A 19,444-nucleotide genomic window follows, 5' to 3' on the forward strand; every position below is an offset into this window, starting at 1 on the left:
CAGCCACAGAATGAAATTCTGTGTTCAGAAGGGGCTTGGGGGCGCTGCCCTCAACAAGCAGACGGCAGGAAATGTGAGTGTGTATTAACACTCGCATTGCTTGCCGGATTTGTGTGTGGCTATCCACACGCATTGCTTGCCGGATTTGTGTGTGGCTATCCACACGCATTGCTTGCCTGTATCTAAAACAACCGAAACGGCCCTTGTGCCGCTGCGGAAAATCAACTGAAATTCAAGTATTGGGAGGTAACGAGTATGAGAAAGATTTTGTCCTGTGAGTTCAACCCGGACACTGCCTGCGTGGAGCTGTGCATGGAAGATGGAACCCTGTTGTCCATCGACTGCACCGCCGTGGAGAACGAGGTAGCGAACAGTATGTACCAGCGGTCAGAACTGGACTGGCTGATCTATAATGATCCGCTGTCCTATGCCGAACTGATTTTGAATGGTGAGCTGAGCAAATACCTGAAAAACATAACGATCCATAAGTCGGCAATAGACTGACTTTTATTGTCAGATATACGCTATAAGCGCGGGAGTGCTACTTGATTATCAACATATTCTTGATATATATCAAGAATATGTTGGATTTTAGAAGATATATGTGTTACAATAACTTATGCATACAAGGAGGGAGCGTTATGGCTGTAGATTACTCTAATCTTTGGAAGTTGTTAATTGATAAACATATGAATAAATCTCAGTTGCGGGAAGCGGCGAAAATCAGCACAAACGCAATTGCTAAATTAGGAAGAAATGAATCAGTTTCACTTGATACTTTGGAGAAGATTTGCTGTGCTTTGTCTTGTTCCATAGAAGATATCATGACATTCACGGTCGAATCATCCAAAGGAGAATCAAAATGAATGCTTTAATTAGAGAAAAAGGCGGAACTTTTTCGCTGAACAAAAATGAACCTATACATAGATGGTATTCTTATATAGAAGGATACTCATCCTGTTTAATTGCTGAAGAACTTAAGATGCTTCTTTCATTGCAACCAGATATCAAAACCATTTATGATCCTTTTTGCGGGACAGGTACGACTTCTCTTGTTGCAGCAACTCACGGTATAAAATCTTTTTATAGCGAATCAAATCCTTTCATGCAATCAGTCATTGAGACAAAAATCAATTGTGTGCGAAATCTTGATCAAGATACTGTAATCCCTAAATTGATTGAATATCTTACTTTAATCAATACCATCAGGGTTGAAAATCACTCATCTTGGAACGGCTTTGAAAAATTCTTTGGAGAAAAGCAGTTAAATGAATTGTTGACCATAAAAGGACTCATTTTCAAAGAAGATAATGAATCAGTAAAAAACATCCTTGCTTTAGCGTTGAGTTCCATCGTTGTTAAAGTTTCAAAAATGATCAGACGAGGCGATCTTCGCTATGCTACAGAAAAGGAATACCGTGAAGAAAATGTGTTGGAGTGTTTTGCTGATAAGGTAAATGAAATAATTTTTGATATTCAACATCATAAATCTATTATCAAATGTGGAACAGTAAAAGTTAGCGATGATGCCCGTGATAATGACTATGTTAATGCTTTTGATTGCGTTATCACCTCGCCCCCATATCTTAATGGAACAAATTACATTCGCAACACAAAGTTGGAACTTAAATTGAATGATTTTATAACGAGCGAAAGTGATTTACCCCGCTTTCATTCAAAAGGTATCATAGCAGGAATCAACAACGTTTCAAAACGAACAGTAATAGATACGATTTTGCCAGTAGTAGAGCCATATTTGGAACAGTTACAACCGGTTTCTTACGATGATCGAATTCCCAAAATGGTTGCAGGATATTTCAGAGATATGGATACGGTTATTCAAAAACTAAGCAAATCCGTCAAGCCTGGTGGCCTATTTACAATGGATATTGGGGATTCTCAATTTGCCGGGGTACACATTCCGACGCATCAGATCCTTTCAAACATTTGCGTCCAGTATGGGTTCTCCTTATATGATGAAGAAATATTACGTAAAAGACGTTCCAAGAATGGCATGATCTTAACACAAAGATTGTTGAGATACAGATTGGAGAAATGATGGATATAGCGTTTAGAAAAAAAGCAGAAGAATTCGTTTCCTGTCTGCCATATAAGCAAACTCCCTACGGGAATAGAAACTGGGGACACCCCTGGCACTCACTTTGTTCTTATCACGGGAAATTGAAACCAGCGATAGCCCATTGGCTTATTTCTGAATTTACAAGCGAAGGTGATGTGGTTTTAGATCCTTTATGTGGAGTGGGTACTATTCCTTTTGAAGCTTGTCTGCAAGGGCGAGTTGGGATAGGAAATGATTTAAGCGAGTTGGCGTATGTTGTTACCAAAGCCAAAGTTGAAAAGCCTAATTATAGTGGTGTGGAAGATGTTATATGTCAACTAGATGATTACATTAAAAACAACAAAGGTAGCAAATCTATCACAGAATATGAGGATTTCGGATTCAACGGGAAACTTCCACAATATTTCGAGCATGAGACATATAAAGAAATTTTGTGCGCAAGGGATTTTTTCCTTAACAGATTTTCTTCAATTTCGCCCGAAGAAGCAATGGTTTTTTCCGCGCTTTTACACGTGTTACATGGAAATAGGCCCTATGCGCTTTCACGGCATTCACATCCATTAACACCGTATGCGCCTACGGGGGAATTCGAGTATAAAAGTGTAATTGAAAAGGTTGTTCAGAAAGTTAATGCTAGCTATGCAAAACTTGAACAGTCTCAAATAACGCGAGGCCGTGCTGTATATGGTGATTACAAAGATCTAGCAGCTAAAAATATCAAAGCAGATTTTATAATCTGTTCACCTCCTTTTGCAGACTCTATTCGGTTTTATATGCAAAATTGGATGCGGCTTTGGCTTTGTGGATGGGAGCCGAAAGATTATAAAAAAGCTGACGAAAAATTCTTAGATAAGCTACAAGAAAAAAACTTCGATCTTTATTACAGTTTCTTTGAAATGTGTGCTGATGTTTTAAATGACAATGCAAAGGTAATTTTGCATCTTGGTAAAACTAAAACCACAGATATGGGTGCTGAGCTTTCAAAGCGTGCAGGATCTTGGTTTGATCTTGTTTATCTGGCTGGAGAAGATGTCAGAACGATCGAAAAGCACGGTATCAAAGATAAAGGAGTAACTGTAGAGCATCAGTATTTGTTCCTACAAAAAAAATGAGGTGGGATTAATGCCCGCCTCATTTGTAGAGTTCATTTTATGAGTGAATTTGCATAGGTAATCCAGGACTCTGATAGAGCAGTCGCATACTTGAAGAAATCGATTCCTGTATCAGCAAGGATGCGATTTCTCAATTTGCATACTTCGTCCATATGTCCAGAATTTTTCACAAGCAGTGCATCGACATCAGCTGGATTTTGCAATCTCCTAAGAGCTTCTGGATTATATTGTGGTTCTCCGGCCAGCAAATGATAGTCAAAGCCAGTATGTACAGCTAATTGGTGCAGTTTAGCATCAGTATAAAATTCAGAAGGCCATTTGCCGGTCTTATTGCCATTGCAAACACGACAGAGCAAGGTTCCAGAGTCAGTTGTTGCAGGCCACAAATAGTAGACTGGCAATGTATGATCTATCGGTTTTTCCTTGTTGGAAGTTACGCCACTCAAATCCTCTCCGCAATTGAAACATCTAAGACCATATTTTCGTTCAATTGCCTTGCGGCTCACACGAGTTGTGCCAGCAACCTCAATTAAGAGACGGCGTTTCTGAGAAGATTCAAAGTGCTGATCAGAAGTTCTGGTTCCGTTTTTAATAGCGTTATAATTTGTTTTGCACATTATACACTCACCCTGTCTTCCAGATTTCAGGACAGCGTGTTTGTGGAAGCACTCAATAGGTTTAAGGGTATTGCAAATTAAACAGTACTTATACAGTGGAGCATTTTCTATGTATTCATCATGAGAGACGACAAACTCTCCTTCTTGCACAGAAACAGCCTCTCCATTATCATTATTAACATCCATAGAAAAATCAAACAAGTGTTGCTCTCCACCAGAATAATGTTCATATCCACATTTGGGGCAAATAATAGAATAATCTTCGTCGATATCATCTTTTTTGACAGTGATCATCTCCGTACAATCGGGATTGAGACATTGAAATACTTTATAAAGAGTTTGTCCATCAACATGATGTGGGCGATACTGACCTATTTTATTTAAGTTGCTATATATTTTCCTTCGTGCCATGCTTATTCCTCCAGAAATAGCTTATATGTTTCAATTTCAAGTGCATCAGCTATACGTTGAATGTTTTCAAGTGATATACTTCTACGATGGCACTCGATTGCGCTAATATATGTTCGGTGAAGACCACATTTCTCTGCAAAGGCCTCTTGGGAGATCCCCAGGGTCTGCCGATAACGCTTCACGTTGTCTCCAAAAACCTTTACAATATCCATACTTGCAAACCTCCAACATAAATGGTACAATAATGAATACAATAAGTCGACATACAATAAGTCACTTTGATGAATTTTTGCTCAAGAAACAGACTTGATATTTGATATAGATGTAGAGGAGAGATTGTGCTATGTCAGAAGGCCTTGTTTACATTCTTACTAACCCATGCCTTGAAGGATGGGTTAAGATTGGCATGACGGGACGTAACGACATCGAGAGAAGATTACAGGAACTCAATGCGCCGACCAATATTCCGCTTTCATTTCGGTGCTACGCCGTTTATGAGGTGGAGAACCCGGCAATGGTTGAAGAAAATATACATAGCATTATTGACCAAGTGGATGACTCTCTCCATGCCCGGGAGCAGCTCGACAACGGTAGAATGCGTGAGCGGGAATTTTTCAAGATTTCCCCTGAAAGGGCTTATCGTATTTTTAAGAATATAGCGGCTCTGAGAGGTGATCAGGACAAGTTGAAGCTGTATGTGCCTACCGAGGGACAGGCGCAGGAGCAAGAACTTGCTGAGAGAAGAACAAAGCGTTCAAATAATTCTTTCACTTTACTGCACATCAATGTGGGTGAGGAAATTTCCTTTCTTTACGATGAGTCCATCATTGCACGGGTGCTTGACAGGAAAAATCAGGTAGAGTTTGAGGGGGAAAGATATTCTGTCACTGGGCTTGCTGGTAAGCTTCTTACAGAGCGATATGGTTGGTCCGATAATGTCCATGTGAATGGATGGCGGTATTTTACAAAAGATGGAGTCACCCTCAGTGATTTGCGCGATAATATTGAAAGTGCAGATTCTGAGGATGAATGAATCCGTTTTTCTGGCAACACTATGGCAACAAAAGATCAGATAGCCTCTACTATCTGAATAATGAAAAGAATACCAATAATCTGAGCTAAATCCCATAAGCAAATCTGTTTAGAAAACTTCTGACAGGAGCGAGTGGGAATAATCTTCTCTGGCTAACACCTTGAAAACGCAAAAAAATTTTTGCAACACGTTAGTAATTTTCGAATACGAAACATCCTAAAAAATTGGCCGCCAACTCGCTTGCCCATTCCGAGTTGGCGGCTTCTTTTTGTGTTAATGTGTATACACACAGTCAAATTATTATACAGACGAGTGAGATCCCGTCAAGATTTATGCGCAAAATTATTTGCAGACTCGATAAGGTACAATAAGTTGCGCAAACTAAAAAGATAGCGTATATCAAGTTCGCAAAAGCAAATAGGCAATAGCCAAGCCATCAGGGCTCCTGTAAAATGATAGTTGTCGAAAAAATCATGATGTAAAGGAGAAACCCTAATGGCTCACAAAAAGAATACCACAAATCTGACAGAATTGCTACTGCAATGTGTGACGCGGTCATCCAGGCTGGGATTGCTGCACTATGCTGTTATGAGAATGCAATATATATATTGAAGAAAAAGTACAGCAGTTTGCAAAGCTAACAGCGGGCCTATCCCGAATTCTGTGTAACCACCAAAAAGCGGTGTAAAATAGAACTTATATTTCAAGGCGGGAGCGGCGTTGGCTGCGCCCGCCTTGTTTACAACATAACGCCAACGGGGGCGAAAGTCAAGGGGCACCCTCGTCCATTGGAGTCTCGTCGACGGCGCAGCGCTCCTTGACCTCCGAGCCGGATTGTCAATTGGGCATCCGATCCTCGAAGTAGATTGCCAGCTGGGCATGAATCATGCTCCAGTCCTGTTTGCGGCCGCTCCACTTTTTCGTGATGTCGATCATCGCCAGATACAGCATTTTGAAAAGGCTGTCATCGGTCGGAAACACGGATTTCGACTTGGTTACCTTCCTGAGCTGACGGTTAAAGCCTTCAATCGTGTTGGTCGTATAGATCAGCCGCCGAAGTTCTTGAGGAAACTTAAAATAAGTACTGATTCTTGTAGGAGACATATTTGCTGGAATTTCGAAGCTGATGGATGATGCAGTTCTGGATTTCCGTCTTGGGATAGACCGCCTCGATCGCTGCAGAAAAACCGGTCAAATTATCCGTACAGGCAATGAAAATATCCTCGATACCCCGATTTTTCAGGCTGTTCAGTACGGTAGCCCAGAATTTCGCACTTTCGTTCTCACCAACCCACATACCGAGAACATCCTTGTGCCCGTCCAGATCAATGCCGATCGCGATATAAACGGCCTTCTTTACAATCTGGCCTTCGCTGCGGACATGGTAGTGAATCGCATCCAGAAAAACAACTGCATCAATGGACTCCAGCGGCCTCTGCTGCCACTCTTTCGCTGCGGGAAGGATTTTATCTGTGATACGGCTTACCGTGGTATCAGAGACATCTACGCCGTAGATATCCTGAATATGCGCTTCAATGTCACCGGTGGTCATGTCTTTGGCGTACATGGACAGAATCTTCTCCTCGATGTCCTGGCTGATGCTGGTCTGATTTTTCCGCAGCACCTTGGGGTCAAATTCGCTCTTGCGATCCCGCGGCACAGATACCTCTATATCGCCAAAACTGGTGCGCAGGGTTTTGCTGCTGTGCCCGTTCCGGCTGTTATCCGTGTTCTTGTTCTTGTAGTCATACCGGTTGTAGCCCAGCTGATCGTCCAGCTCGGCCTCCAAACCGTTTTCCATGAACTCCGCGATAGTGTCCTTGAACAGTTCCTGAATGTCATCCATGCTGCCTACATTCGCCAACTACAGCAGCTCACGAATTTTTTCGCGACGTGTGTTTTCTTCTGGGGTTCTTTTCCTTCTTGCCATTGGGATTACCTCCGTCATCCTGCTTCTATTCTACACCTTGTTGGAGGTTTACACAAAGTTTGGGATGGAGTCACAGCAGCGGATAAAAATTGGCAGTTCCGCCTAAATTTTAGGCAGCACTACCAATTTTTACTTTGCGATTTCGGTGATACTGCCAGATGCTCTGTGCTTGACATTAACCGATCCGTTGCGTTATAATTTTTATACGAAGTTATTTTAGCCGAATCGGGGGCGTAGCTCAGCTGGGAGAGCGTTTGACTGGCAGTCAAGAGGTCATGGGTTCGATCCCCACCGTCTCCACCATACAAAACAGGGACAAGAGATTTTACCTCTTGTCCCTGTTTTGTTCTATCTTACCCGGAAATACCAAACAGCTGTCTGCCGTTTTCGGTTGTAATCCGTTCAACCTCTGCGGCACTTATGCCCTTGATTTCCGCGATAGTTTCAGCCATGCGATGCACATACAGCGAGGAATTACGGCGGCCGCGAAACGGCTCGGGTGCCATGTAGGGCGAATCGGTCTCGATCATCAGTCGCTCAATCGGCACTTCACGAATGACTTCCTTCGCCTTTTTGGCATTTTTGAATGTGATAACACCGGTGAATGACAGATAATAGCCGAGTTTCAGCAGTTCGCGTGCCATTTCGACGTGACCGGCATAGCAGTGGTACACGCCGATCACATCCGTATACCGACGGGTGATCTCCATGCTGTCGGCGTGCGCATCGCGGTCATGCACGATGACAGGGAGGTGCAGTGCACGCGCCAGCTCCATTTGGCGGGCAAATACAACCTGCTGCCGCGCACGCGCACGCTCGTCTTTTTCCCAGTAATAGTCAAGACCAATTTCGCCGATGGCGCGAACCTTGTTTTCATTCTGTGCCAGTGCGCGGATGGTCTCCAGGTCAGCCTCCCAGCCGTCCTCGATGTTCTCCGGGTGAATGCCGACCGCCGCATATACAAATGGATATTTATTCGCGTAGCTGACTGCCTTGCGCGAGCTTTCCACATCACAGCCGGGATTGAGAATCAGGCCGACATTGTTCTCGGGCATGGAAGCCAGCAGTGTATCGCGGTCCTCGTCGAACCGTTCATCGTCATAGTGTGCATGTGTATCAAAAAGCATAGTAAACCTTCCTCAAATCCAGCCGAAATGCCTGCAGGCGTTCCAAAGTCCATCCTTATCCACGTCGGTTGTGATGTAATCCGCTTTCTCCTTGAGCGCGGCGCGGGCATTGCCCATCGCAATAGACAGCCATCCCTGACCGAACATGCAGATGTCGTTCATGCCGTCGCCAAACACCACAATATCCTCATCCGGAATGGATAAAAGCTGCTGAAAATAGCGAATACCTCGCTGTTTTTCCTTCGGCTCAACGAAAATCACATGGGGATTGTACCGCACAAGCGGCAGACCGCCCGCGTCAATATGATTCTCCTCATCAGGCGTGCAGACGTAGTAAACCTTGTACAGATGCTCCAGCCTGTGATAATCAAAATGCGGGTCCCACAGAACAGGGAAGTAGTTCTCCGGTGCATACGGAAGATAATTTTTATCCGTTGTTACGCATAGTTTCTCATTCTCCGGCGACACCGCCCACGGAATACCGGCCTGCTCGAGCCGCTCGATCAGCGCAATGCAGTCGGCCGCCGGCAGCGACTCCATCTCGACAATTTCGCCGTTGTGCGTTACGCTCCAGCCGCCGTCCGCTACAATGTCCGTGAAGCCGTAGCGCGCGGCAACGGCTGCTGCAGATGCCTGCAGCCGTCCGGTCGCAATGGCGGTAAAGTGGCCGTTCGCACGAAGCTGCGCCAGTGCCTTTACTGCGCTTTCCGGCATCATGGTGGTGAGGCCGGTGGAAAGCGTGCCATCAATATCAAAAAAGAAGTATTTTTTGTGCATGTAAAACCCTCAATAACAGAGTGAAGAGTGGAGAGTGCAGAGAACATAAATCTCCACTCTTCACTCTCCACTCTGTTCTTAAGGCAACACCGCATAATTAAAGCGGCGGTGCTGTGCGGAAATTTTGTGTCCTGACTTTGTTGCAGTTTCACGGTAATACATCAAGTATTACCGCAAAACTGTGCCTCGTCAGTACGCAAAATTTACTCGTAAATCACTCTTGTTCAATTATGCGGTATTGCCTTAACTCTTTTGCTTAAAATATATCACAGAATCATAAACAGCGTGCCTGCCGCAATCAGAATGCCGCCGATCACGCCCTTGACCGTTACGGTCTCGTGCAGGACAACAAACGCCAGAATCATCGTGATAACAACGCTCAGCTTGTCGATCGGAGCCACACGGCTAGCCTCTCCCATCTGCAGTGCCTTGTAGTAAAACAGCCACGAGCCACCGGTCGCCAGTCCGGACAGGGTAAGGAATACCCAGCTTTTGGTGCCGATTGCGCTTACGCCGCCCTGTTTTCCCAGCAGGAAGACCATGCCCCATGCCATCACGAGCACCACAGCGGTTCGGATAGCAGTAGCAAGCGTGCTGTCCACGTTTTCCACGCCGATTTTGGCTAAAATCGTTGTCAGTGCGGCAAATACCGCAGAGAGCAGCGCATAAATGATCCACATTGCATTTCGCCCTCTTGTCATAATTTTCGCTTCCTAAATTGTTGATTGTAGTGTGTGCGAAATTATACATGGGATAACACATCTGTTAACCCATTCGTACGGCGGGCTGCCCTCAGCCCGCCGTTGCAACCGAGTGTTCCCGTTTATGTGCGGCGGGGTGAGGGCACCCCGCCCTGCGGAATCCGTTGTAAAGTGTGTTTATTTTAGCACAGTTTAGCGCCAGCCGGAATGCTGTCGTCCAGCATGAGCAGGTTGAGCTTTTCGTCCTTTTCGGCGGAGAGCAGCATGCCGTTGGACTCCTGACCCATCATCTTGCGCGGCGGCAGGTTGGTAACGGCGACGACCGTCTTGCCGACCAGCTCCTCCGGCTTGTAATACTTGGCAATACCGGACAGAATCTGACGCGGCGTTCCCGAGCCGTCATCCAGCTGGAACTTGAGCAGCTTGCTGCTCTTTTTGACGTTCTCGCATGCGAGTACCTTGCAGACCGTCATATCGACCTTGCAGAAATCGTCAAACGGGATATCCGGCAGGAACTCAACTGCAGGCTTCTGCTCTGCCTCGGCAGTCTTCTTTTCCTCCTCGATCTCAGCGAGCTTCTTCGGAATGTCGATGCGCTCGAACAGGATGGAGGCTTCGCCGACCGGCTGACCCGGCTGCATGCCGTCAAACGAGGTCAGGCTCTCGACACCCTTGTTTTCAACACCCAGCTGTGCGAAAATCTTGTCGGCGGTGTCCGGCAGATACGGCTTCAGTTCAACAGCGGCAAAGCGGATCGCTTCGAGCAGGTTGTACAGCACCGTGCCCAGACGCGCCTGCTTGCTCTCGTCCTTGGCGAGCGCCCACGGCATGGTCTCGTCGATATACTTGTTGGAGCGGCGCAGCAGTGCAAATACCTCGTCGATGGCGTCTGCAACGTGCAGGGTGTCCATCTTCTTCTCAACAGCTGCCGGCAGACCGAGTGCGACTGCCTTCAGTTCGTCATCAAGCGCTTCCGGTGCGGTCGGCGACGGAACAATGCCGCCGAAATACTTCTTGGTCATGGCAATCGTGCGGTTGACCAGATTGCCGAGCACATTTGCCAGATCAGAGTTAATGCGTTCGCAGATCAGCTCGTAGGAGAGCACACCGTCATTTGCGAACGGCATCTCGTGCAGAACGTAGTAGCGGATGGCATCCACACCGAACAGGCGAACCAGATCGTCCGCATAGATAACGTTGCCGAGCGATTTGGACATCTTGCCGTCGCCGACCAGCAGCCACGGATGACCGAATACCTGCTTGGGCAGCGGCTCGCCGAGCGCCATCAGGAAGATAGGCCAGTAAATCGTGTGGAAGCGAATGATATCCTTGCCGATCAGGTGCACGTCCGCCGGCCAGAACTTCTTGTAGTGCTCATCGTGGTTGCCGTCCGGATCGTAGCCGCAGAAGGTGATATAGTTGGTAAGCGCATCCAGCCAAACGTAAACAACATGGCCCGGGTCAAAGTCTACCGGAATACCCCAGCTGAACGAGGTGCGGGAAACACACAGGTCCTGAAGTCCCGGCTTGAGGAAGTTGTTTACCATCTCGTTCTTGCGGCTCTCCGGCTGAATGAACTCGGGGTGCTCCTCGATGTGCTTCATCAGGCGGTCGGCGTACTTGCTCATGCGGAAGAAGTATGCCTCCTCCTCAGCGTCTACACACGGGCGGCCGCAGTCCGGGCAGCAGCCGTCCTTCAGCTGGCTTTCGGTCCAGAAGGACTCACACGGCTTGCAGTATTTGCCCTTGTACGCACCCTTGTAAATATCGCCCTGATCATAAAGCTTTTTGAAGATCTTCTGCACTTTTTTCTCATGCATCGGGTCGGTGGTGCGGATGAATTTGTCATAGGTGGTGTTCATCAGATCCCAGATGGTCTTAACCTCACCGGCAACCTTATCAACGTGCTGCTGCGGCGTAATGCCGGCTGCCTCGGCCTTCTCCTGAATCTTCTGACCATGCTCGTCCGTACCGGTCTGGAAGTAAACATCGTAACCGGTCATGCGCTTGTAGCGTGCGATAGCGTCGGCCAGCACGATCTCGTAGGTGTTGCCGATGTGCGGCTTCGCCGAGGTATAGGCGATCGCCGTCGAGATATAATAGGGTTTCTTGTCCATTCGTGTATTCTCTCCTTACATATATAAATATGTTTTATGCGTAACAGCGGGGAACAGGGAACAAAAAATCCTCCGTTCCTGCAATGGCCTGTATTTTGCCACTGCAAGGACGGAGGACAAACCTTCCGTGTTACCACCTTGCTTTACGCCTTCCTCGCGGAAAGGCGCCTCAGCGGGTAGGATGCTACCCATCGTCCTCGATAACGGCAGGACCTTGCCGCCGCAGCCTTGCCTACTATTATAAAGCAGGTTCGGTGCGAAGCTCCAAGACCATGTTCGGCAGTGCCCTCTGCGCTCCGCTTTCACCGCCCGGAACTCGCTTTGACGTACCTCACTGCGTACTCTTCTCTTCACTGCTTTTAACAGATGTGCTCAGGAAAACAGCGTTTTCCTGTATACAATGTTATTTTACTATATCGGGGAAGGTTTGTCAAATCTGTTTACGGTGCAGCAAGGCCGGTCGTCGCAGCCTCAAGTAAAAAAAGTCTTGACAACAGTGGCTCAGAGGTCTAATATAAAACATATTGATAAAGGTGATGAACGGGTAAAGTAATTGTCACCCCTGTCCGCAGAGAGTTGCCGGTTGGTGTAAGGCAGCGTCAGGAAGCAGTGAAACTCGCCCGGGAGCTGTCCGCTGAAAGTCCTTCGGACCGGTAGGAGGGAACGGATACCCACCGTTACAGGGGAGCGCATTGTCAGATGTGCATAGAGTGGTCGCACCATACTGCGGCAACAAGAGTGGTACCGCGGAGCTTTCGCTTCGTCTCTTAATGATTGGATTAAGGGACGAAGCTTTTTTTGTCCCTGTAAGCCCGGTAAAATTCTGAATAGGAGAGGACAAGATACCATGGGAAGAACAGTTAAGATTTTTGATACGACGCTGCGTGACGGTGAGCAGTCTCCCGGCTGCAGCATGAACCTGAATGAGAAGATCGAGGTCGCAAAGCAGCTCGAAGCCCTCAAGGTTGATATCATTGAAGCAGGCTTTGCCGCTGCTTCGCCCGGCGATGCTGCTGCTATCGCAGCAATCGCTGATACTGTACGCGGCGCTACCATCTGCTCGCTGGCACGCTGCCGTGAGCAGGACATCGAGGCGGCATGGAACTCCATTCGCCGTGCAGAGTCTGCCCGCATTCACACCTTCCTGGCAACCAGTCCGGTACACATGGAGTACAAGCTGAAGATGACGCCGGACGAGGTGCTGGAATCCGTAGCACATAACGTGGCCTTCGCCAAGAAGTTCTGCTCGGACATCGAGTTCTCCGCTGAGGACGCAACCCGCTCCGACCTCGACTTCCTGTGCCGCGTCGTTGAAACCGCCATCAAGGCCGGTGCTACTACCATCAACATTCCGGATACCGTCGGCTACATGATCCCGCAGGAGTACGCCTCCCGCATCAAGTACCTGCGTGAGCACACCGAGGGTATCGAGAACGTCATCCTGTCCTGCCATATGCACAACGACCTCGGCATGGCAGTTGCAAACTCTCTGGCAGGCGTTGAAGCCGGTATTGACCAGATCGAGTGCACCATCAACGGCATCGGCGAGCGTGCCGGCAACGCCTCCATGGAGGAGTGCGTCATGGCGCTCAAGACCCGTGCCGACCACTTCGGCATCGGCTGCAACATCGAAACCACCCAGATCTACCGCGCAAGCCGCATGATCCAGACCATTACCGGCGTTGCTGTTGCACCGACTAAGCCGATCGTCGGTGCAAATGCGTTCGCACACGAGGCGGGCATCCACCAGCACGGCGTGATGGCCAACAAGGAAACCTACGAGATCATGACTCCGGAATCCGTCGGCATCCCGAAGAACGCGATCGTGCTCGGCAAGCATTCCGGCCGCCATGCGTTCGAGGAGCGCCTGCATGAGCTGGGCTACACGCTCGATCACGAGAAGCTCGAGAAGGCATTCGAGAAGTTCAAGGTTCTGGCCGACAAGAAGAAGGTCATCAAGGATCGCGACCTCGAGGGTCTGATCGGTGCTGTTCCGGTTTCCGGCGAGGAGCGCTACACGCTCGACCGCTTTGTCATCAACTCTGGCAACACCATTACCTCTACCGCTGTTATCCGCGTCAAGAAGGGCGACGAGATGTTTGAGCGTGCTGCCGCTTCCGACGGCCCGATCAATGCATCGTTCCATGCAATCGACAAGATCATCGGCAAGGAAATCGTTCTGGAGGACTACTCGCTGCGCGCACTGACCGACGGCGAGGACGCACAGAGCGAGGCTATTGTCAAGATCCGCGTAGACGGCAGCAACGAGGTTGTTACCGGCCGCGGCGTATCGGTTGACGTTATGGAGGCGTCCATCAAGGCGTACATCAACGGCATTAACAAGTATTTTAACGACTAATTCAGCAGGAGGAACGCTGTTATGGGTATGACAATGACGCAGAAGATCCTCGCAAAGCATGCGGGTCTGGAAAGCGTAACGGCAGGTCAGCTGATCGAGGCAAACGTAGATCTCACGCTGGCAAACGATATCACCGGTCCGGTTGCCATCCGAGAGATGGAGAAGGCGGGCTTCGATAAGGTGTTCGACAACACCAAGATCGCACTGGTAATGGACCACTTTGCACCGAACAAGGATATTAAGTCCGCAGAGCAGTGCCTCGAGTGCCGCGAGTTCTCCAAGAAGTACAACATCGTAAACTTTTTCGACGTTGGCGCAATGGGTATCGAGCACGCGCTGCTGCCGGAAAAAGGCCTGACCGCTCCCGGTGAGCTTATCATCGGCGCGGACAGCCACACTTGCACCTACGGCGCACTGGGCGCATTCTCCACCGGCGTCGGTTCTACCGATCTCGCCGCAGGCATGGCGACCGGCAAGGCATGGTTCAAGGTGCCGAGCGCCATCAAGTTTGTGCTCACCGGCAAGCTGAGCCCGTGGGTATCCGGCAAGGACGTCATCCTGCACATCATCGGCAAGATCGGCGTGGACGGCGCTCTGTACAAGTCGATGGAGTTCGTCGGCGAGGGTGCACACGCGCTGTCCATGGACGACCGCTTCACCATCTGCAACATGGCCATCGAGGCCGGTGCAAAGAACGGCATCTTCCCAGTAGACGACAAGACGATGAATTACATCAAGGGCCGCGTAAACCGCGAGGTTACCGCATTCGAGGCCGACGCTGACGCCGAGTACGAGCAGACCATCGAGATCGACCTGTCTGCACTCCGTCCGACCATCGCGTGCCCGCACCTGCCGGAGAACACCAAGACCATTGACGACCTCGGCCATATTGAGGTTCAGCAGTCGGTCATCGGCTCCTGCACCAACGGCCGCATCGACGATATGCGCGTTGCAGCCGAAATTCTCAAGGGCCGCAAGGTAAATCCGAATGTGCGCACCATCATCATCCCCGCAACACAGGAAGTTTACCTGCAGTGCATCGAGGAGGGTCTGACCAAGATCTTCATTCAGGCCGGCGCTATCGTTTCCACGCCGACCTGCGGCCCGTGCCTCGGCGGTCATATGGGTATTCTGGCGCACGGCGAGAAGGCGGTTTCCACCACCAACCGCAACTTTGTAGGCCGTATGGGTCATATCACCTCGGAAATTTATCTGGCAAGCCCGGCCGTCGCTGCCGCAAGTGCGGTAGCAGGCTATATCTGCGCACCGGACGACCTGAAGTAAGGGAGGAAACACATACCATGAACGCAAAAGGCAAGGTTTTCAAGTACGGCGATAATGTCGATACCGACGTTATCATCCCCGCACGTTATCTGAATATCGCAGACCCGAAGGAGCTGTCCACCCACGCAATGGAGGACATCGACGCGGATTTCGTAAAGAATATGCACCCGGGCGACATCGTTGTCGCAACCCGCAACTTCGGCTGCGGCTCCTCCCGTGAGCACGCACCGCTCGTTCTCCGCGAGAACGGCGTTTCCTGCGTTATCGCGTCCTCGTTCGCGCGTATCTTCTACCGCAACGCCATCAATATCGGTCTGCCGATCCTCGAGTGCGAGGCAGCGGCCAACGGCATCGACGCAGGCGACGAGGTAGAGGTCAACTTCGACACCGGCGTGATCACCGACGTTACCAAGGGCGAGAGCTGGCAGGCAGCTGCATTCCCGCCGTTTATCCAGAACATCATCAAGGCAGGCGGCCTGCTCAAGTCGCTCAAGGAGAGAGAGGCATAATCCCATGGAATACAATATTGCTGTTGTCAAGGGTGACGGCATCGGCCCGGAGATCGTATCCGAGGCTATGCTCGTGCTCGATAAGGTCGGCGAGAAGTTCGGCCACAAGTTTGGTTTTCAGGAGGTCCTCGCAGGCGGCTGCTCGATCGACAAGAACGGCATCCCGCTGACCGATGAGACCATCGAGATCTGCAAGAACGCGGATTCCGTTCTGCTCGGTGCAGTCGGCGGTCCGAAGTGGGACGATGTGCCGAGTGCAAAGCGTCCGGAGAAGGCACTGCTCGGTCTGCGCGCCGCACTGGGTCTGTTCGTCAACCTGCGCCCGGCGCAGATGCACAAGGCACTTGCGGATGCGTGCCCGATCAAGCCTGAGATTATTGGTGACGGCTTCGACATTCTCGTTTGCCGTGAGCTGACCGGCGATGTTTACTTCGGCAAGCACTACCGCCGCGAGAGCGACAAGGGCTGGGGCGAGACCGGTGCAGACGACATGAACTACTCGGTTTATGAGGTAGAGCGCATCGGCCGCCGTGCTTTTGAGATGGCGATGAAGCGCAATAAGAAGGTCTGCTCGGTAGACAAGGCAAACGTGCTCGAAACCAGCCGCGTATGGCGCGAAACCATGCACCGCATCAAGGACGAGTACCCGGAGGTCGAGTACACCGATATGTATGTTGACAACTGCGCGATGCAGCTTGTCCGCAATCCGGGTCAGTTCGATGTTATCGTAACCGGCAACCTGTTCGGTGATATTCTGTCTGACGAGGCTTCTATGATCACCGGCTCCATTGGTATGCTGCCATCCGCCTCGATGAATGAGAGCGGCAAGGGTATGTATGAGCCTATCCACGGCTCCGCGCCGGACATCGCGGGCAAGGGCATCGCAAACCCGATCGCGACCATCCTGTCGTGCGCGATGATGCTGCGCTACTCCTTCGGTCTGAAGGACGAGGCAGACGCCATCGAAAGCGCTGTTGAGAATGTCCTCAACGCAGGCCACCGCACCGCGGACATCGCCGCAAAGGGCGAGAAGGTACTGTCCACCTCCGAGATGGGTGCACTGATCCGCGAGCAGCTTTAATTGTGCGGTGTTGCCTTAAGAATAATCAGGAATGAGTAATCCGTAATTACTCCGTGAATTTTTCCTATCAAGAAACCCGGTTGCGATTAGGCTGCAACCGGGTTTTTCGATAGTCTCGCGGCTTCGGTTTTTCGAAGCCGTTTTTGTTATATGGAGAATCGGCTTTACGCGTTCTCACTGTTTCTCTCGCTCTTGGCATAGCTCTTGAACGAGTGGATAACGATCGTCAGACCGAGTACGATCAGCAGTACCGCAAGGATAAGCTGCAGACCGTTTGCGATGAATACCGCTCCCCAAGTGGTCTCACCGGCCGGAATAGCCGTTGAGGCGGCAGCAGAGATCGCCTTTACCATAGCAAGGAAACGCTGCACCAGCGCGGTGAAGGTAACACACAGCATGATGACCAGCGGCGGGAAGATCATCTTGTTGCTGCGGCCGGTAACCTTGAGGAATACGCAGAGCGTGATAAGCACCAGAGCGCTCAGCAGCTGGTTGGCAGAACCGAACAGCGGCCAGATATTGGCGTAGCCGATCTTGGTAAGCAGAAAGCCAAATGCCAGCGTGATAATCGTGGAGAAATATACGTTGCAGAACAGCTTGCGCCAGCCCTCGGCATGCTCCATGTCATCGATGGAGAACAGCTCCTGAAAACTCATGCGGCCGATACGCGCAACCGCGTCCAGACTGGTCAGCGCCAGTGCAGAAACGCACATGGTCATAAATGCAGTGGCAACATAAACCGGAACGCCGAACATCTCGAAGAAGCCTGCGACACCGCTGCTGAATACCTGAAACGGCGTGCCCGCTGCCGGCGTACCGTCAGCTGCTGCAGCAGCACCAGCAACGCACAGTGCCAAAACAGCCAGCAGGCTTTCCAACACCATCGCGCCGTAGCCAACCTTGGGCATGTCCTTTTCGTTCGCAATGGTCTTGGAGGACGTACCCGAGGAAACCAGGCTGTGGAAACCGGAAACCGCACCGCATGCAACGGTTACAAACAGGATCGGGAACATCGTGCCAAGCTTCTCATTGGTAAAACCGGTGAATACCGGCAGGTTCATAGTCGGATGTGCAACAACCAGACCGACAACTGCGCCTGCGATCATGCAGATGAACATGAAGGTGGTCATGTAGTCGCGCGGCTGCTTGAGCAGCCACATCGGAAGGACAGCGGCGAAGAAGATATAAACGAAGGTGATATAGCTCCATGCTGCCTTACCGAAGATAAGCGGGCAGTTCATGCCGATTGCAAAGGAGGCAACGATGCACACAATGCCGACAACTGCTTCTTTCCAGCCGGTCAGGTTAAACTTTTTCTGGATAAGGCCGAGCACAACCGCGAATACCATAAACATGATGGAGATCATGCCTGCCGCACCGTTGGTGGTTGCGGCAGCAGCCAGCTCGGTAACGCCTGCGTCAGTGACAGTGTAGGCGTTGAATGTGCCCGCAACCATATCTGCGAATGCCGCAACAACGATGCAGCAGAAAATCCACGAGAAAATCAGGAACAGCTTGCGGCCGGTTTTGCCGATGTACTTCTCAATCAGCATACCCATCGACTTGCCCTTGTTCTTAACCGAAGCGTACAGCGCGCCGAAGTCGGCTACCGCGCCGAAGAATACGCCGCCGATCAGCACCCACAGCAGTACCGGCAGCCAGCCGAACGCCGCAGCCTGAATTGCGCCGGTTACAGGGCCTGCACCCGCGATGGAGGAGAACTGGTGACTGAATACCGTCCAGCCGTTGGTCGGCACAAAGTCCTTGCCGTCATTAAATTCAACGGCAGGCGTCTTGGCTTTCGGGTCGATACCCCATTTGTTCGCCAGCCAGCGTCCGTAGAAAACGTACGCGCCGAACAGAACAACAGCCGCGATCAGCACGATTACAAGTGTGTTCATGTTTTTTCGTCTCTTTCTTGAAATGATTTGCGATTCCGCAGCCAAAGACGCAAAAAAGCCTTCGTCCATGCAGGAGGATCACGAAGATGATCCTGCAAAGACGAAGGCATATACATTGCTATTGCTGTATTTACTTCCGCGTTACCACTTTGCTTGCCGACAGTACGCTGCCGACCTCTCATTGCCGCCCGGTACCGCATTCTTCCGGAGGGCTTTTCCTGTTAACGGTGGATATCCGGCCTCGACTACTCGGCATTGCCTTTGATCGAAGCTGCTCGCAGGGGATAGCGAACCCGTGCCTTGCTGCCGTCTTGCACGACCGACGGCTTTCTGTGAGCGGTGATACGGATACGTCATGTCCTGTTCAAAGCATTTGGCTACTGAACGATTCGTATGATAGACCTC

16 protein-coding genes, 1 tRNA gene, 1 pseudogene and 1 other annotated feature are annotated in these 19,444 nt (G+C 50.1%); of the genes and pseudogenes, 10 read left to right on the forward strand and 8 right to left on the reverse strand.

Going from position 1 to position 19,444, the window contains the following annotated elements; translation table 11 throughout:
- Positions 1-255: 255 nt before the first annotated feature.
- The 4 genes from DWZ82_RS07900 (at position 256) to DWZ82_RS07915 (ending at position 3,192) form a co-directional block, all read left to right on the forward strand.
- On the forward strand, positions 256-504 hold the full coding sequence (locus tag DWZ82_RS07900; RefSeq protein ID WP_118480003.1) for a DUF6061 family protein: 249 nt from the start codon (positions 256-258) through the stop codon (positions 502-504).
- A gap of 137 nt (positions 505-641) precedes the next feature.
- Positions 642-866 (forward strand): helix-turn-helix domain-containing protein, encoded by a 225-nt coding sequence (locus DWZ82_RS07905; protein WP_118480005.1) that lies wholly within the window; start codon positions 642-644, stop codon positions 864-866.
- On the forward strand, positions 863-2,059 hold the full coding sequence (locus DWZ82_RS07910; protein ID WP_118480007.1) for a hypothetical protein: 1,197 nt from the start codon (positions 863-865) through the stop codon (positions 2,057-2,059). Before DWZ82_RS07905 ends, DWZ82_RS07910 begins: the two co-directional genes overlap by 4 nt.
- The gene (locus tag DWZ82_RS07915) at positions 2,056-3,192 is read left to right on the forward strand and encodes an SAM-dependent methyltransferase (protein WP_118480009.1); all 1,137 of its coding nucleotides are present in this window, start codon (positions 2,056-2,058) and stop codon (positions 3,190-3,192) included. Before DWZ82_RS07910 ends, DWZ82_RS07915 begins: the two co-directional genes overlap by 4 nt.
- A 32-nt stretch (positions 3,193-3,224) precedes the next feature.
- Here DWZ82_RS07915 and DWZ82_RS14980 read toward each other — a convergent pair whose 3' ends face one another.
- Positions 3,225-4,220, reverse strand: coding sequence for a hypothetical protein (locus DWZ82_RS14980; RefSeq protein ID WP_147356919.1), 996 nt, complete (start codon positions 4,218-4,220; stop codon positions 3,225-3,227).
- 2 nt (positions 4,221-4,222) lie between these two features.
- Positions 4,223-4,432, reverse strand: a complete 210-nt coding sequence (locus DWZ82_RS07925) for a helix-turn-helix domain-containing protein (RefSeq protein ID WP_118480013.1) — start codon at positions 4,430-4,432, stop codon at positions 4,223-4,225.
- Between the two features lie 131 nt (positions 4,433-4,563).
- Here DWZ82_RS07925 and DWZ82_RS07930 point away from each other — a divergent pair, with 131 nt between their 5' ends.
- Positions 4,564-5,253 (forward strand): GIY-YIG nuclease family protein, encoded by a 690-nt coding sequence (locus DWZ82_RS07930; protein ID WP_118480015.1) that lies wholly within the window; start codon positions 4,564-4,566, stop codon positions 5,251-5,253.
- Positions 5,254-6,090: 837 nt separating this feature from the next.
- Here DWZ82_RS07930 and DWZ82_RS07935 read toward each other — a convergent pair.
- A pseudogene (locus DWZ82_RS07935) lies at positions 6,091-7,099 on the reverse strand (IS256 family transposase).
- Positions 7,100-7,410: 311 nt separating this feature from the next.
- Between DWZ82_RS07935 and DWZ82_RS07940 the strand changes: the two are divergent.
- Positions 7,411-7,486, forward strand: a tRNA-Ala gene (locus DWZ82_RS07940).
- Between the two features lie 50 nt (positions 7,487-7,536).
- On the opposite strand, the gene DWZ82_RS07945 is transcribed toward DWZ82_RS07940, so the two are convergent.
- The 4 genes from DWZ82_RS07945 to metG all read right to left on the reverse strand — a co-directional run bounded on the left by DWZ82_RS07945 (position 7,537) and on the right by metG (position 11,905).
- Positions 7,537-8,310 (reverse strand): TatD family hydrolase, encoded by a 774-nt coding sequence (locus DWZ82_RS07945; protein WP_118480017.1) that lies wholly within the window; start codon positions 8,308-8,310, stop codon positions 7,537-7,539.
- Between the two features lie 12 nt (positions 8,311-8,322).
- Complete coding sequence (locus DWZ82_RS07950) at positions 8,323-9,087, reverse strand: HAD hydrolase family protein (RefSeq protein WP_117488101.1); 765 nt, start codon at positions 9,085-9,087, stop codon at positions 8,323-8,325.
- Between the two features lie 266 nt (positions 9,088-9,353).
- Positions 9,354-9,767: an EamA family transporter gene (locus DWZ82_RS07955; protein ID WP_118480019.1), complete on the reverse strand. Its 414-nt coding sequence runs from the start codon at positions 9,765-9,767 to the stop codon at positions 9,354-9,356.
- A 203-nt stretch (positions 9,768-9,970) separates the two neighbouring features.
- Positions 9,971-11,905: a methionine--tRNA ligase gene (metG, locus tag DWZ82_RS07960; RefSeq protein WP_118480021.1), complete on the reverse strand. Its 1,935-nt coding sequence runs from the start codon at positions 11,903-11,905 to the stop codon at positions 9,971-9,973.
- A 527-nt stretch (positions 11,906-12,432) separates the two neighbouring features.
- Positions 12,433-12,676, forward strand: a binding site (T-box leader).
- Between the two features lie 76 nt (positions 12,677-12,752).
- On the opposite strand from metG, the gene DWZ82_RS07965 reads away from it, so the two are divergent.
- From DWZ82_RS07965 to leuB, 4 genes are read left to right on the forward strand one after another with little or no spacing between them, the layout of a single operon-like run.
- The gene (locus DWZ82_RS07965; RefSeq protein ID WP_118480023.1) at positions 12,753-14,264 is read left to right on the forward strand and encodes a 2-isopropylmalate synthase; all 1,512 of its coding nucleotides are present in this window, start codon (positions 12,753-12,755) and stop codon (positions 14,262-14,264) included.
- A gap of 21 nt (positions 14,265-14,285) precedes the next feature.
- The gene (gene leuC / locus DWZ82_RS07970) at positions 14,286-15,548 is read left to right on the forward strand and encodes a 3-isopropylmalate dehydratase large subunit (RefSeq protein ID WP_181967635.1); all 1,263 of its coding nucleotides are present in this window, start codon (positions 14,286-14,288) and stop codon (positions 15,546-15,548) included.
- A gap of 17 nt (positions 15,549-15,565) precedes the next feature.
- Positions 15,566-16,057, forward strand: a complete 492-nt coding sequence (locus DWZ82_RS07975; RefSeq protein ID WP_117488093.1) for a 3-isopropylmalate dehydratase small subunit — start codon at positions 15,566-15,568, stop codon at positions 16,055-16,057.
- A gap of 4 nt (positions 16,058-16,061) precedes the next feature.
- Positions 16,062-17,138, forward strand: coding sequence for a 3-isopropylmalate dehydrogenase (leuB, locus tag DWZ82_RS07980; RefSeq protein WP_118480025.1), 1,077 nt, complete (start codon positions 16,062-16,064; stop codon positions 17,136-17,138).
- Positions 17,139-17,302: 164 nt separating this feature from the next.
- On the opposite strand, the gene DWZ82_RS07985 is transcribed toward leuB, so the two are convergent.
- Positions 17,303-19,039, reverse strand: coding sequence for a carbon starvation CstA family protein (locus tag DWZ82_RS07985; RefSeq protein ID WP_118480027.1), 1,737 nt, complete (start codon positions 19,037-19,039; stop codon positions 17,303-17,305).
- Positions 19,040-19,444: the final 405 nt, after the last annotated feature.

This window comes from Butyricicoccus sp. AF35-5AC (assembly GCF_003477715.1).
GTDB classification, from domain to species: Bacteria; Bacillota; Clostridia; order Oscillospirales; family Butyricicoccaceae; genus Agathobaculum; species Agathobaculum butyriciproducens.

Excerpts from the sequence above, each read along its gene's own strand:
- DWZ82_RS07965 (WP_118480023.1), top strand. The coding sequence starts at position 12,753 with ATGGGAAGAACAGTTAAGATTTTTGATACGACGCTGCGTGACGGTGAG.
- DWZ82_RS07955 (WP_118480019.1), bottom strand. The coding sequence starts at position 9,767 with ATGTGGATCATTTATGCGCTGCTCTCTGCGGTATTTGCCGCACTGACA.
- DWZ82_RS07975 (WP_117488093.1), top strand. The coding sequence starts at position 15,566 with ATGAACGCAAAAGGCAAGGTTTTCAAGTACGGCGATAATGTCGATACC.
- leuB (WP_118480025.1), top strand. The coding sequence starts at position 16,062 with ATGGAATACAATATTGCTGTTGTCAAGGGTGACGGCATCGGCCCGGAG.
- DWZ82_RS07985 (WP_118480027.1), bottom strand. The coding sequence starts at position 19,039 with ATGAACACACTTGTAATCGTGCTGATCGCGGCTGTTGTTCTGTTCGGC.
- DWZ82_RS07925 (WP_118480013.1), bottom strand. The coding sequence starts at position 4,432 with ATGGATATTGTAAAGGTTTTTGGAGACAACGTGAAGCGTTATCGGCAG.
- DWZ82_RS07950 (WP_117488101.1), bottom strand. The coding sequence starts at position 9,087 with ATGCACAAAAAATACTTCTTTTTTGATATTGATGGCACGCTTTCCACC.
- DWZ82_RS14980 (WP_147356919.1), bottom strand. The coding sequence starts at position 4,220 with ATGGCACGAAGGAAAATATATAGCAACTTAAATAAAATAGGTCAGTAT.
- leuC (WP_181967635.1), top strand. The coding sequence starts at position 14,286 with ATGGGTATGACAATGACGCAGAAGATCCTCGCAAAGCATGCGGGTCTG.
- DWZ82_RS07915 (WP_118480009.1), top strand. The coding sequence starts at position 2,056 with ATGATGGATATAGCGTTTAGAAAAAAAGCAGAAGAATTCGTTTCCTGT.
- metG (WP_118480021.1), bottom strand. The coding sequence starts at position 11,905 with ATGGACAAGAAACCCTATTATATCTCGACGGCGATCGCCTATACCTCG.
- DWZ82_RS07910 (WP_118480007.1), top strand. The coding sequence starts at position 863 with ATGAATGCTTTAATTAGAGAAAAAGGCGGAACTTTTTCGCTGAACAAA.
- DWZ82_RS07930 (WP_118480015.1), top strand. The coding sequence starts at position 4,564 with ATGTCAGAAGGCCTTGTTTACATTCTTACTAACCCATGCCTTGAAGGA.
- DWZ82_RS07900 (WP_118480003.1), top strand. The coding sequence starts at position 256 with ATGAGAAAGATTTTGTCCTGTGAGTTCAACCCGGACACTGCCTGCGTG.
- DWZ82_RS07905 (WP_118480005.1), top strand. The coding sequence starts at position 642 with ATGGCTGTAGATTACTCTAATCTTTGGAAGTTGTTAATTGATAAACAT.
- DWZ82_RS07945 (WP_118480017.1), bottom strand. The coding sequence starts at position 8,310 with ATGCTTTTTGATACACATGCACACTATGACGATGAACGGTTCGACGAG.